Consider the following 12,256-nt stretch of genomic DNA (forward strand, 5'->3'; position numbering starts at 1 on the left):
TCGCGGGGAGAAATGTGCAATTCTCGACCTGTTCCCCGCGCGGCCCCCAGCGGCGCTAGGTTGACTGCATGCGAGTCGATCTCCTCTCCCGCGAGTACCCGCCCGAGGTGTACGGCGGTGCCGGCGTGCACGTCGCCGAGCTCGTCAGAGCGCTCCGCCGAGATCTCGACGTCGTCGTGCGCGCGTTCGGCGCTCCGCGCGACGAGGAGGGCGTCTTCTCGTACGGGACGCCCGCCGAGCTCTCGGGCGCGAACGGCGCCCTGCGGACCATGGGCACCGACCTCCTCATCGCCCGCGATGTCGAGGGCGCCGACCTCGTCCACTCGCATACCTGGTACGCGAACTTCGCCGGACACGTCGCGAAGATGCTCCACGGCATCCCGCACGTGGTCACCGCCCACAGCCTCGAGCCGCTGCGCCCGTGGAAGGCCGAGCAGCTCGGCGGCGGCTATCGCCTGTCGAGCTGGATCGAGCGCGAGGCCCTCACGTCGGCCGACGCGGTCGTCGCGGTCAGCGAGGGCATGCGCCGCGACCTGCTGCGGGTGTACCCCGAGCTCGAGCCCGAGCGCGTGAAGGTCGTCTACAACGGCATCGACCTCGACGGCTGGCAGCGCGTCGACGACCCCGACACCGTGCGCGCCCTGGGCGTCGACCCCGACCGCCCCTCGATCGTGTTCGTCGGCCGCATCACGCGGCAGAAGGGGCTGCCGTACCTGCTCCGCGCGGCGCGCGCTCTGCCGCCCGAGGTGCAGCTCGTGCTGTGCGCGGGCGCTCCCGACACGGCCGAGATCATGGCCGAGGTCGAGGGCCTCGTCGCCGAGCTGCGCGCCGAGCGCGACGGCGTCGTCTGGATCGACCGCCACCTGCCCCGCCCCGAGCTGTGCGCCCTGCTGAGCGCGGCCACGACGTTCGTCTGCCCCTCGGTGTACGAGCCGCTCGGCATCGTGAACCTCGAGGCCATGGCCTGCGGTGCGCCGGTCGTCGGCACGGGCACCGGCGGCATCCCCGAGGTCGTCGCGGACGGCGTGACGGGAGCGATCGTCCCGATCGAGCAGGTGGACGACGGAACGGGCACCCCGATCGACCCCGAGCGCTTCGTCGGCGACCTCGCCGCGGCGCTCACCGAGATGGTGTCCGACCCCGATCGCGCGCGTGCGCTGGGGGCCGCAGGGCGCGAGCGCGCCGAGCGCGAGTTCTCGTGGACCGCGATCGCCGACCGCACCCGCGCGCTGTACGCCGACGTCCGCGGCGTGTAGCTCCCGCTGACATGTCAGAGGCCCCGTCCGGCGAACCGGACGGGGCCTCTTCTGCGGAAGCGACAGGATTTGAACCTGCGATGCGAGTTACCCCGCATACTTGGATTCCAGCCAAGCTCCTTAGGCCTCTCGGACACGCTTCCAGAGGAAGACCTTATCACGCGAGCCCGCGCCTCTCCTGCCGAGCCCCCTCGGGAGGCCGCTCCCTCGCATGTCTCGAATTTGCAGGCAATCGCGGCCCGTAAGGCTGCACAAGTGAGACATGCCGCGTGTCCGGAGCGGGGCGCGGGGCAGGCTAGGGTCGCCGTGTGGATGCGCCCCCTCTCTCCCGCCGGGCCCTCCCCGTGCGCAGAATCGAGGCGCACCCGCTCGCGCCCGCCGATCTGCGGCGCTGGCCCGCTACGCTCGTTCCCGTCCGGCAGGTGCTCGAGGAGGGACTGGACCTCGGCGCCGTGACGGTGCTCACGGGCGAGAACGGCGTCGGCAAGTCGACCCTGGTCGAGGCTCTCGCCACGGCATACGGCCTCAACGCAGAGGGAGGCTCGAGCGGCGCCCAGCACGCCACGCGCGCGTCGGAGTCCGACCTCGGCGACCACCTGCAGCTCGTGCGCGGGGCCGGTGCGCCGAGGAAGGGCTTCTTCCTGCGGGCGGAGACCATGCACGGGTTCTACACGTACCTCGAGGACATCGGGATGGGCGCCCCGCTTCACGAGCGCAGCCACGGCGAGTCGTTCCTCGACCTGGTCTCCGAGCGCCTGCGCATCCGCGGGCTGTGGGTGCTCGACGAGCCGGAATCCGCTCTCTCCGTCTCTGGCTGCCTCGCGCTTCTCGGGCTGCTGCGCGAACTCGTCGCAGACGGCTCGCAGATCGTCCTCTCGACGCACTCGCCGGTGCTCGCCGCATTCCCCGGAGCCGACCTGCTCGAGCTCGGCTCGTGGGGCATCCGTCGATGCGCGTACGACGACCTCGACCTCGTGCGGACGTGGCGATCATTCCTCGACTCCCCCGGCCGGTTCCTGCGTCACCTGGAGTGAACGCGTCAACCGTCGCGGGCGGCTGAGCCGGGCGCGGGGGGGCGGTCAGCCCATCCGCTCGGCGACGATGCGCGCGGTCGCCGCGGGATCGGGGCGGTGCATGACGGACTCCGGCACCACGACGAGCTCGGCGTCGGGGCGCGCGGCCGCGAGGCGGTCGGCCGCCTCGACGAGCACGGGGAACGTCTGCTCCCCGCGCAGGATCACGATCGGCTGCCCGACCTCGAGCATCGCGGCGGTCGGCCCTCCCGCGTCCCGGACGAGCCGCGCGTCGTAGACGGTCGACTGCGCGAGCGGCGCAAGGAGCGTGAGTGCGCCCCGCGCCCGCATCCCCTCGACCATCTCGCGCGGAAGCCCGACGCCCTCGACCTGGAATGTCGCGACCGCGTCCTCGAGGGCGCCGTCGTCGACGAGCGCCTGGAGGCGATCGGGGAGGTCGTGCGGCGCCGGCTCTCCTGCGTGGAGCGGGGGCTCTGAGAGGAACAGCCGGCGGATGGGCACCCCCAGCGACGCCGCGAAAAGCGCGAGCACGGCCCCCGACGAGTGCCCCAGCACCGCGGCGTCGCCGCCCTCGGCCTCGATCACGGCCGCGAGGTCCTCGCTCTCGCGCTCGGGGGCGGAGTCGCGTGCGTCGCCACTGTCACCGCGCGCGCGTCGGTCCCAGGTGACGGCCCGCAGGCCGGAGGCCGCGAGCGCCTCGGCGAGGCCCGAGGCGTCCGCCGCGGTCGAGAGCGCGCCGTTGACGATGACGACCGTGGGCCCGTCGCCGAGGGTGCGGAACGCGATGGGGGTGCCGTCTGCGGAGGTGACCGTGTCCATGACCCCAGCGAACCATGCACCGCCGACATCCGGAACCGGTCCTGGTCGCGAACGGCCGCCATCCGCCGCCGTCAAGCGGCCGGAAGCGGCAAGTGGTCCGCCTCAGCCGCAGTTCGGGCAGACGCCCGTGAGCGGCATCTCCATGAAGCAGGTCGGGCAGACGTCGGCCACGCGCTCGGGCACGACGGGCTTGCGGACCGTCTCGCGGCGCGGCGCGCTCGAGCGCGCCGGCGCGACGCGCACGGCGTGCGTCACAGGGTGCGTGACACCCCACGAGCCGTGGAAGCGGCGGCTCGGCCAGCGCTCGAGGTCGCCCGCGAGGCGGGCGGCGTCGGACTCAGATCGGAAGCCGTTCGTGTAGCCCGCGTGCACCTCGAGTGCGGCGCTGCCGCGGCGCTCGATCTTGAAGTACGTGCGGTACCCGACGAAGCCCGTGACGTCGGAGCCGTCCACGATGCGGCGGATGACCGCCTGGTTCTCGGGAGGCGTGCCGTGCTTCTGGAAGGCCTCGTCGAGCGTCGCGTACCGCTTCGCGCGCCCCTCCCGGCCCTGGTCCACGCTGGTCTCCGGCGATTGGCTCACGATGCGCTCCTTCTCCCCACCCTTCGACGGTACCCGCGCCGGGCGCTCGACAGGAACGCGTGTCGCGTCACCGGGCCACGGGCAGCGGGAGCGCCGCCGCGGGCTCGCTCCCGACCGGCGACGGGATGGCGCGCCGCGCCCACTCGGGCGCGTTCGGGTTCGCGGACGGCGGGATCACCACGCCCTCCTCCTCGAGGCGGCGCGCGGTCGCCGCCTCGTCGACGAAGCGCCCCACCGTCGCCGCGCCGGCGGCCGGCACCACCGTGTGCATCACCGTGCGCTCGTAGACGTGGACGAAGTTGACGCTCTGCGCCGCATCCCTTCCGCGCGTCCCGCGACCGGGCGTGAAGAGGTCCTGCGTGTAGCAGGTCGACGAGGCGACCGACACGGGGATGCCCTCGAACCCCGCGGTCGTGCTGTAGTGCAGGTGGCCCGCGAGGATGGCCCGCACATCCGTGCCGCGCAGGACGTCGGCGAGGGCCGCCTGGTCGCGCAGCTCGACCGTGACGGCGAGGTCCTGCAGACACGGGACGGGCGGGTGGTGCATCGCGAGGATCGTCCCCTCGGGCGCGGGCGTCGCGAGCACGTCGGCCAGCCAGGCGAGCTGTCCCGGCTCGAGCTCGCCGTGCGCGTGCCCCGGCACGGTCGAGTCCAGGACGACGAGCCGCAGCCCGCCGAGCCACTCGACGCGGTCCAGCGGCTCGGTCGTCGGCGCGGCGTCGAGGAGCGTGCGCCGCAGCGTCGCGCGATCGTCGTGATTGCCCATGACCCACACGATCCGCGCGTCCATCTCCGCGGCCGCGCGCTCCACGATGTCGCGCAGCTCGGCGTACGCCTCGGGCTCGCCCCGGTCGGCCAGATCGCCCGTGAACACGAGCGCCTCGGGGCGGATGCCCGTCCCGGCCAGCGAGCCGAGCAGCTCGCGCAGGCGCTCGCTCGCCTCGGCGACGCCGCACAGGCGCTCCCCCGGCATGACGAGATGCGTGTCCGAGATGTGGACGAGGAAGTGATCGGGCAGCGGATGCTCGGACTGGCGGATGGGCACGCGGTTCCCTCTCGTCGGCGGCGGGCGCCGGCAGGGCTCTCGGGGCCGGCTCCGCCTCGCCCGCAGGGTGCCCCCTCGGGATGTCGTCCGGCTGGCGCGGCGGCGACGCGCCGGTGAACGGGGCGTCGCCGCCCGGCGAACGGCCGAACCGCGCGCTCAGCCGCGCGGAGGCCGGCCGAGCGTCTCGATCGCCGCGGCGACCCGCGCGTGCGTCTCCGCATCGCGCGCGACGATGCGCACCTCCTCCGCCCGCGTGCGCGACGCCGCGATCGTCTCCACGGCAGCCGCGATCGCATCGTCCCGAGGCCATCCGTAGACGCCCGCGCTGATGAGCGGGAAGGCGACGCTGCGCGCACCGAGCTCGTCCGCGACCGCGAGCGCTCGCCGATAGCAGGATTCCAGGAGCGTGCGGTCGCGCTCGCCCGCCGCGTGGTTCGGGCCGACGGTGTGCACGACCCACCGCGCAGGCAGGCGACCGGCGGTCGTCCACCCCGCGTCGCCCGTCGCGAGCCCGCGCGGGAACCGCGCGATGCATGCGCGGAGGATCTCGGGGCCGCCCGCGCGGTGGATGGCGCCGTCGACACCGCCGCCTCCGCGCATCGCCCTGCTCGCCGCGTTGACGACGACGTCCACCTCCTGCTCCGTGATGTCGCCCAGAACGGCGGTGATGGCCGTCATGCGGCGGCCCCGCGTCTCTCGGCGGCCTCGCGCAGGGCCTGCGACAGCTGCGGGCTCAGCCGCGGCACGTCCTCGATCGGCACCGCGAGCGCCTGGAGCGTGCGGCTGAAGAGGTTGCGCGCCCCTGCGGCGAGCGCGATGTCGACGATCTGCCGGTCGGAGAAGCCGACGGCCCGCAGCCGCGCCGAGTCGTCGTCCGTCATCGAGGCCGCGTCCTGCGAGAGACGCGCCGCGAACGCCATCACGGCGACGTCGCGCTCGTCGAGGCCCGCGGCCTCGGGATCGCGGAGCACGAGCGCGAGCCCGTCCTCGTCGAGGAGGCCTGCGTCGAGCGTCTTCCTGCCGTGCGCGAGGAGGCAGTGCACCGACCCGATCGCGGCAGCTCCGGCGAGGGTCGCGAGCTCGTAGACGCGGAGCCCGATCGACGGGACGACGGCGCGCACGAGCGCCTCGAACGCCGCGTGCGCCGCGGGGTTCACCGCCATCGCGCGGGTATGGCTGAACACGAGGCCGTCCGCCTCGAGGTCGTGCGCGTACATGGCCGCGACCTGCGGGTCGGGGTCGTCCTCATGGGGCGTCGAGATGATCATGCCCGCCTCCTGACTGCGTCGGATGCGACCAGGATGCTCCCGCATCGCCTCCGCGTCGAGGGGATCAGCTCTCGATGGCGCGACCGGGGTCAGGCGACGGGCTCGATGCCCGTGAGCCGCAGCTCCTCGAGGTCGAGCCGCGCCTGGATGCGGTTCACGACGCCGTCGTCGACCGAGCCGTCGGCCCGGAGACCGTAGAGCACCTCCCGCTTGCGCGCGAGCAGCGCGAGCCGGAGACGCGTGTGCTCCTCGTGCCGCGTGATCGGCGACATCGTGAGCACCTCGATCGCCGCAGCCTCGGCGGCGCGCTCGGCGTCGTCGGACGGGCCGAGCATCCCCTCGAGCACGGCCACCTCGCGGTCGACGCGCTCCTGCTCACGCGCCTGACGTTGCGCGTTCGCGAGCTCGAGCGTCTCCGAGACGTCGTCGCGGATGCGGTCGCGCACCTCGTCGCTCACCGCGTGCGCGGCCGCGAGCTCGTCGAGCGACGCGAGCGCCGCACCCGTGATGGCCCGCTGCGCGAGCTCGTACTCCTCGTCGCTCGCCCGGTCCTCCGGAAGGCGCGCCCAGCGCACGACGACGGGGAGGAGCGGCCCCTGCACGAGGAGGGTGAGCACGATGACGCCCGCCGTGACGAACACGATGTCCTCGCGCCCCGTGAGCGCGGAGCCGTCCGCGGTCGCGAGCGGAACGGACAGCGCGATCGCGAGCGAGACGGCGCCCCGGAAGCCCGCGACCGTGCTCACCACCCGCGCGCGATGGCTCATCCGCCGCTCGCGCTGCGACGGACGGCGATCGAGCAGGCGGATCATCGTGACCGTGGTCATCTGGAACGCGAACCGGACGACGAGCGTCACGAGCCACACGACGACCGTGACGCCCAGAAGCCGGCCGACCTCGCGCGCGTCGATCGTGTGCGCGACGTGCTGCACCTCGAGCCCGATGAGCACGAACAGCGCGCCATTGAGGAGGAACGTCCCGAGCGGCCACGCGGCCTCGGTCTGGCGTCGTGACGCGGCTGTCGTCGTGCGCGGCGCGACCCAGGCCGCGATGAGCCCCGCCACGACGACCGCGAGCACGCCCGACGCGTGGACGAGCTCGGCGACGAGGAACGCCGCGAACGGCGTGAGGAGGAGCGCGATGTTGATCGTCAGCGCGTCGCGCAGGCGGCGCATGAGCAGGTAGGCGACGCCGGCCACCGCGAGGCCGGCCACGACCCCGCCCGCGTACGACAGCACGACGAGGCCCGTGATGGTCCACGGCGTGTACTGGCCACCGATCGCGACGCCGACGGCGACCGACGAGATGACGAGGGCGGTGCCGTCGTTCGTGAGGCTCTCGGCCTTCAGCACCATGAAGTTCCGGTGCGGCAGGGTCCGCCCGAGCGCGGCGACCGCCGTCGCGTCGGGAGGGGCGACCGCGGCGCCGAGGATGAGCGCGATCTCCCACGGCAGGCCCATCAGGTGCGCGGCGCCCGCGACCGCGAACGCGGTCGCGACGACGAGGAGCGTGCTCATCAGCACGATGCCGCGCAGGTCGCGCCGGATGGCCCTGAGCGAGGTCGTGAGGCTCTCCCAGAAGAGCATGACCGGCAGGAAGAGCAGGAGCACCGTCTCGGGCGGCAGCTGCACCTCGCGCAGCTCGGGCACGAACCCCAGCACGAGTCCGAACGCGAGCAGCAGCAGGGGAACCGCGACGCGCAGCCGCGGAGCGACCAGCGCTCCGACGAGCACGGCGGCGCCCAGGAGCACGGTGATCTCGAGTCCGTCCATCGGTGTCCTCTCTCCCTGGCGCGGCCCACGCCGAGGGGATGACGTGCGCAACGACGCGCGGCGCCCGCGCATTCCGGCGGACCGCCCCCTGGGCATCTCCGGCGCATCCCCTGGCACGTCCCTCCGTATGCGCGACGCCGCATACGGCGAGGGCTAGCCTGAGACCAGCGATCGGCATCCGCCCTTGGCTCCAGGAGCCGAACGGCTGCCGACACGACAGGAGAAGTCCATCTCCCTCACCCAGACCGCACCCGTGGCCTCCCGTCTCGGCGCTGTGCGCCAGACCTACTCCGGAACAGAGACGTTCCCTCCGATGGCCAAGGCGTACACGAAGGTGTCGCAGGTCGTGCGCGAGACGGGGCTGCTGCGCCGCGCCCGCGTCTTCTACGCCCTCGTCGGCGCCGGGATCCTCGTCGCCCTCGGCGGCGCGATCGCCGGTTTCCTGCTCCTCGGCGACAGCTGGTTCCAGCTGCTCATCGCGGGCGCGCTCGGCGTCATCTTCACGCAGGTGGCGTTCCTCGCGCACGAGGCCGCGCACCGCCAGATCCTCGCGAGCGGCCCCGCGAACGACCGCCTCGCCCGCATCCTCGCCGGCAGCATCGGCATGAGCTACGCCTGGTGGGACGCCAAGCACAGCCGTCACCACGCGAACCCGAACCGCGTCGGCAAGGACCCCGACATCGAGATCGACACGATCTCGTTCGTCGAGGAGGACGCCGCCGGGGCGAGGGGCCTGCGCCGCCTCATCACGCAGCGGCAGGGCTGGCTGTTCTTCCCGCTCCTCACGCTCGAGGGCGTCAATCTGCACTACCTGAGCCTGAAGCACCTGCTGTCTCGCGGCCCGGTCAAGGGACGCTGGACCGAGCTCGGCATCATCGCGCTGCGCTTCGCGCTCCTCCTGACGCTGCTCTTCCTCCTGCTCCCGGTGGGCATGGCCTTCGCCTTCCTCGGCGTGCAGCTCGCGGTCTTCGGCGTGTACATGGGCGCGTCCTTCGCGCCGAACCACAAGGGGATGCCGGTCATCGCGCCCGATGCGAAGCTCGACTTCTTCTCGAAGCAGGTCCGCACCTCGCGCAACATCGCGGGCGGATGGTGGGCCACCTGGCTCATGGGCGGGCTCAACTACCAGGTCGAGCACCACCTCTTCCCGAGCATGCCGCGCCCCCACCTCGCCAAGGCGCGCGAGATCGTCCGCGACTTCTGCGCGACGAACGACGTGCCGTACACCGAGACGAGCCTGCTGCGCTCGTACGGCATCGTCATCGCCTACCTCAACCGCGTGGGCCTGGCCGCGCGCGACCCCTTCGACTGCCCCATGGCGTCGCAGTACCGGCGCGCCTGAGCCGCCCGGACAGCAGAGGGGCCCGTCACCGCGGTGACGGGCCCCTCTGCTGTCCGATGAGCGGGTCAGGCGGGAGCGTCGGATGGCGCGGAGGCGCCTCCCGCCTCCGGCGACGTCGCCGACGCGGCCGTGTGCTCCGCGGCGGGCGCCGCAGCGGGCTCAGCCGACGCGGCGTCGTCGGCGCGCTGGCCCGCGGCCATCCCGCGTCCGACCGCGTGTCCCTGGATGACGGCCGACAGGTCGACGCCGGTCGCCGCGCGGACGCTGTCGAACATCGACCGCATGCCGGCCGCCGTCTCCCCCGCGAGGTGCGCGCTCGCGCCATCCGCACCGCCGCCCGAGAGCACCGTGACGGAGCCGACGTTCGCGTAGCCCTTCGCGAACTCCGTCATCATCGGCACGAGCGCGTCGAGCGCGCGCTGGGCGAGGAACGCGTCCTGGTTCTTCGCGAGCGCCGCCGCTTCGGCCTCGATGGCCGCCGCCCGCGCGTCGCCCTCGAGGCGGACGGCCTCGGCGTCGGCCTCGGCCTTGATCCGGATGGCCCGCGCCTCCTGCTCGGCGATCAGAGCCTCGGCCTCCGCCTCCTTGACGCGCGCGTACGCGTCGGCGTCGGCCCGCTTCTGCCGCTCGTAGAGCGCCGCGTCGGCGACGCGCTTGACGTCGGCGTCGAGCTCGGCCTGCTTGTTCTCGGCCTCCTGCATGAGGACGCCCTGCTGAGCCTTCGCCCGCGCGAGGGCCTCCGCCTGCTCGGCCTCGGCGCGCGCCTGGCCGACCTCCGCCGCGGCCGACGCGGTGTTGCGGTCGAACGCAGTCTGCTCGACGAGCGTCTCCTCGCTCGTCGCGATCTCGCGCGCCTTGATCTCGCGCTCGGCGTTGATCCGGGCGATCTCCGCCTGGCGCTTGACCTTGGAGACCTCCTCGGCGCCCAGGGCGTCGATGTAGCCGTTCTGGTCGGTGATGCCCTGGATCTGGAAGCTGTCGAGCACGAGGCCCTGGTCCTCCAGGTCGCTCTTGATGAGCGTCGCGATCTGGTCGGACAGCTCCTGGCGGTCGCGCATGAGCTGCTCGACCGTGAGCGTCGCGACGACGCCGCGCAGAGCGCCCTCGAGCTGCTCGGTCGTGAAGACCTCGATCGCGTCGTCCTGCGAGACGAAGCGCTCGGCGGCGCTCGCGATCGCCTCCGGCGTGGAGCCGATCTTCACGAGCGCGACTCCCGTGACGTCGACCGTCACGCCCTGGATCGACTGCGCGGTCGGCTTGACCATGATCTGCCGCGCCCGCAGCGAGAGCGTCTCCGCACGCTGCGTGATCGGGTTGACGATCGCGCCGCCGCCGCGGATCACCGCGACGTTCGACGAGGTGCCGTCCTTCGCCTTCTGCTTCTTGCCGACGATGATGAGCGCCTCGTCGGCGCGCGCGACCTTGTACCACGCGCGCAGCACGAGCGTTCCGATGAGCGCCGCCACCGCGAGGACGACGACCACGATCACGACGGCGACGACGATGCCGATGCTCCCGGCCGTGTCGACGATTCCGTCCATGCACTACCCCCTTCGGCCGACCGCGGCGCGCCGGGTGCGGGCGCGTCGGACGCGGACGGTCTCGGGGCCACCCTATCGAGCCGGCGCGTCGTCCATCCGGGCGAGGTCCTGCGTCGCGGGGCCCTCGAGCACGCGGCCCTCGGGATCGAAGCGCGATGCGTGCAGCGGGCAGTCCCACGAGCGCTCGGCCGGGTTCCACTGCAGGATGCCGCCGAGGTGGGTGCAGACGCCGGAGACCGCGCACAGTCGCCCGTCCACGCGCGAGACCGCGACGGGATGCGCGCCCCGGGTCTCCACGCGCCCCTCGCCCTCCGCGGGCGGTTCGGCATCGCGGCTCACGAGCGCCTTCGTCCATCCGCTCGCCATCTCCTTCGTCACGCGCGCGTTCGCGCCGACCGCCGTCGCGGCGTCCCGCACGCCCACCTGCGGCGAGCGCAGCCCGTCGACCCAGCTCGGGCGCTCGCCGAGGATCTCGCCCGCCATCGCGAGCGCGCACGCCGCCCCGTTCGCCATGCCCCACTTGTCGTATCCGGTCGCTGTGAGGACCCGCCCGTCCGTTCCGGGCTCGGCGCCCGCGAAGGGCAGCCGGGTGATCGTGCGGTAGTCCTGCGCCGCCCACCACGTGACGCGGCGGGCCCCGGGGAAGGCCTCGGCGGTCCACGCGTCGATGTCGGCGAGCATGGCGCCCGCGTCGCCGCGGCCGGTGCGGAACCCGCCCCCGCCGACGAGCAGGAGGCGCCCGCCCGCGCCGTCGTCGGCGGTGCGCAGCGATCGGGCCTGCGGGTCGACCGAGAGGTGCATGCCCTCCGGCAGCGGGCCGTCCACGGCATAGGCGCCGACGACCGAGCGCGACGGCTCGAGCCGCGCGAAGAACCCGGCGCGGTCGATCGCGGGCGACCCCGTCGCGACGACGAGGTGGGCCGCGGCGAGCACGCCGCGTGTCGTGGCGACGCCCACGCCGTCGGGAGCGTCCTCGAGGCCCGTGACGCGGCATCCCTCGACGATCGTGCCGCCGCGGCTGCGCAGCTCGGCCGCGAGCGCCGCGAGGACGCGGCGCGGGTGCAGGGCCGCCTGCCCCTCCATGCGCAGCGCGCGCGAGACGGCGAAGGGCAGGCCGGTCTGCTCGGTGGGCCCCCAGACCGCGTCGACGCCAGAGGCCTCGAGCGCCTCGGCCTCCCGCTCGAGCGCCGCATCGCCCTCGTCGGTGGTCGAGAAGGTGAACGCCGGCTCGTCGCGCAGGGCGCCGTCGACGGACTCCGCGATCGCACGCAGCCAGTCCGCTCCCGCGCGCTGAGCGGCGGCGTAGGCGCGCAGCGCCTCGACGCCGGCGTGCGCGCGGATCTCTCCGTACACCGAGCCCTGCAGGAGCGACAGCTTCGCGGTCGTGTTGCCCGTCGCGACGGCGCCGACCGTGCGCGCCTCGCACACCGCGACGCGCCGACCGGCGCGCGCGAGCGCCACCGCGGTCGCGAGTCCGGTCAGCCCCGCACCTGCCACGACGACGTCCGGGTGGAGCACGTGCTCGCGGTCGACGGGGATGGGCGGACCGGTGCGGATCCACAGCGGCTCGGGCGCGACGGGCGTCATCGGGTGTCCT

11 protein-coding genes and 1 tRNA gene are annotated in these 12,256 nt (G+C 73.6%); 3 read left to right on the top strand and 9 right to left on the bottom strand.

From position 1 onward, the window contains the following. Positions 1–68 precede the first annotated feature (68 nt). On the top strand, positions 69–1,256 hold the full coding sequence (glgA, locus tag PKE79_RS14910; protein WP_271174496.1) for a glycogen synthase: 1,188 nt from the start codon (positions 69–71) through the stop codon (positions 1,254–1,256). Positions 1,257–1,310: 54 nt separating this feature from the next. On the opposite strand, the gene PKE79_RS14915 is transcribed toward glgA, so the two are convergent. Further along, a tRNA-Ser gene (locus PKE79_RS14915) sits at positions 1,311–1,399 on the bottom strand. Positions 1,400–1,600: 201 nt separating this feature from the next. Here PKE79_RS14915 and PKE79_RS14920 point away from each other — a divergent pair. After that, the gene (locus tag PKE79_RS14920; protein WP_374727741.1) at positions 1,601–2,290 is read left to right on the top strand and encodes an AAA family ATPase; all 690 of its coding nucleotides are present in this window, start codon (positions 1,601–1,603) and stop codon (positions 2,288–2,290) included. A 45-nt stretch (positions 2,291–2,335) separates the two neighbouring features. On the opposite strand, the gene PKE79_RS14925 is transcribed toward PKE79_RS14920, so the two are convergent. The 6 genes from PKE79_RS14925 to PKE79_RS14950 form a co-directional block, all read right to left on the bottom strand. Beyond that, complete coding sequence (locus PKE79_RS14925; RefSeq protein ID WP_271174497.1) at positions 2,336–3,109, bottom strand: alpha/beta fold hydrolase; 774 nt, start codon at positions 3,107–3,109, stop codon at positions 2,336–2,338. A 102-nt stretch (positions 3,110–3,211) separates the two neighbouring features. Beyond that, positions 3,212–3,691, bottom strand: a complete 480-nt coding sequence (locus PKE79_RS14930; RefSeq protein ID WP_271174498.1) for a hypothetical protein — start codon at positions 3,689–3,691, stop codon at positions 3,212–3,214. 67 nt (positions 3,692–3,758) lie between these two features. Then, positions 3,759–4,736 (bottom strand): phosphodiesterase, encoded by a 978-nt coding sequence (locus tag PKE79_RS14935; RefSeq protein WP_271174499.1) that lies wholly within the window; start codon positions 4,734–4,736, stop codon positions 3,759–3,761. 156 nt (positions 4,737–4,892) lie between these two features. After that, the gene (locus PKE79_RS14940) at positions 4,893–5,414 is read right to left on the bottom strand and encodes an O-acetyl-ADP-ribose deacetylase (protein ID WP_271174500.1); all 522 of its coding nucleotides are present in this window, start codon (positions 5,412–5,414) and stop codon (positions 4,893–4,895) included. Next, the gene (locus PKE79_RS14945; protein ID WP_271174501.1) at positions 5,411–6,004 is read right to left on the bottom strand and encodes a carboxymuconolactone decarboxylase family protein; all 594 of its coding nucleotides are present in this window, start codon (positions 6,002–6,004) and stop codon (positions 5,411–5,413) included. Before PKE79_RS14945 ends, PKE79_RS14940 begins: the two co-directional genes overlap by 4 nt. Positions 6,005–6,093: 89 nt before the next feature. Beyond that, the gene (locus PKE79_RS14950; protein WP_271174502.1) at positions 6,094–7,776 is read right to left on the bottom strand and encodes a Na+/H+ antiporter; all 1,683 of its coding nucleotides are present in this window, start codon (positions 7,774–7,776) and stop codon (positions 6,094–6,096) included. A gap of 313 nt (positions 7,777–8,089) precedes the next feature. Between PKE79_RS14950 and PKE79_RS14955 the strand changes: the two genes are divergently transcribed. Further along, positions 8,090–9,118, top strand: a complete 1,029-nt coding sequence (locus PKE79_RS14955) for a fatty acid desaturase family protein (RefSeq protein WP_374727742.1) — start codon at positions 8,090–8,092, stop codon at positions 9,116–9,118. A 65-nt stretch (positions 9,119–9,183) separates the two neighbouring features. On the opposite strand, the gene PKE79_RS14960 is transcribed toward PKE79_RS14955, so the two are convergent. Then, complete coding sequence (locus tag PKE79_RS14960; RefSeq protein WP_271174504.1) at positions 9,184–10,659, bottom strand: SPFH domain-containing protein; 1,476 nt, start codon at positions 10,657–10,659, stop codon at positions 9,184–9,186. A gap of 72 nt (positions 10,660–10,731) precedes the next feature. Further along, a complete protein-coding gene (locus PKE79_RS14965; RefSeq protein WP_271174505.1) occupies positions 10,732–12,246 on the bottom strand; it encodes an FAD-dependent oxidoreductase in 1,515 nt (504 codons plus the stop codon). Positions 12,247–12,256: the final 10 nt, after the last annotated feature.

This window comes from Microbacterium barkeri (genome assembly GCF_027921765.1).
GTDB lineage: Bacteria > Actinomycetota > Actinomycetes > Actinomycetales > Microbacteriaceae > Microbacterium > Microbacterium barkeri.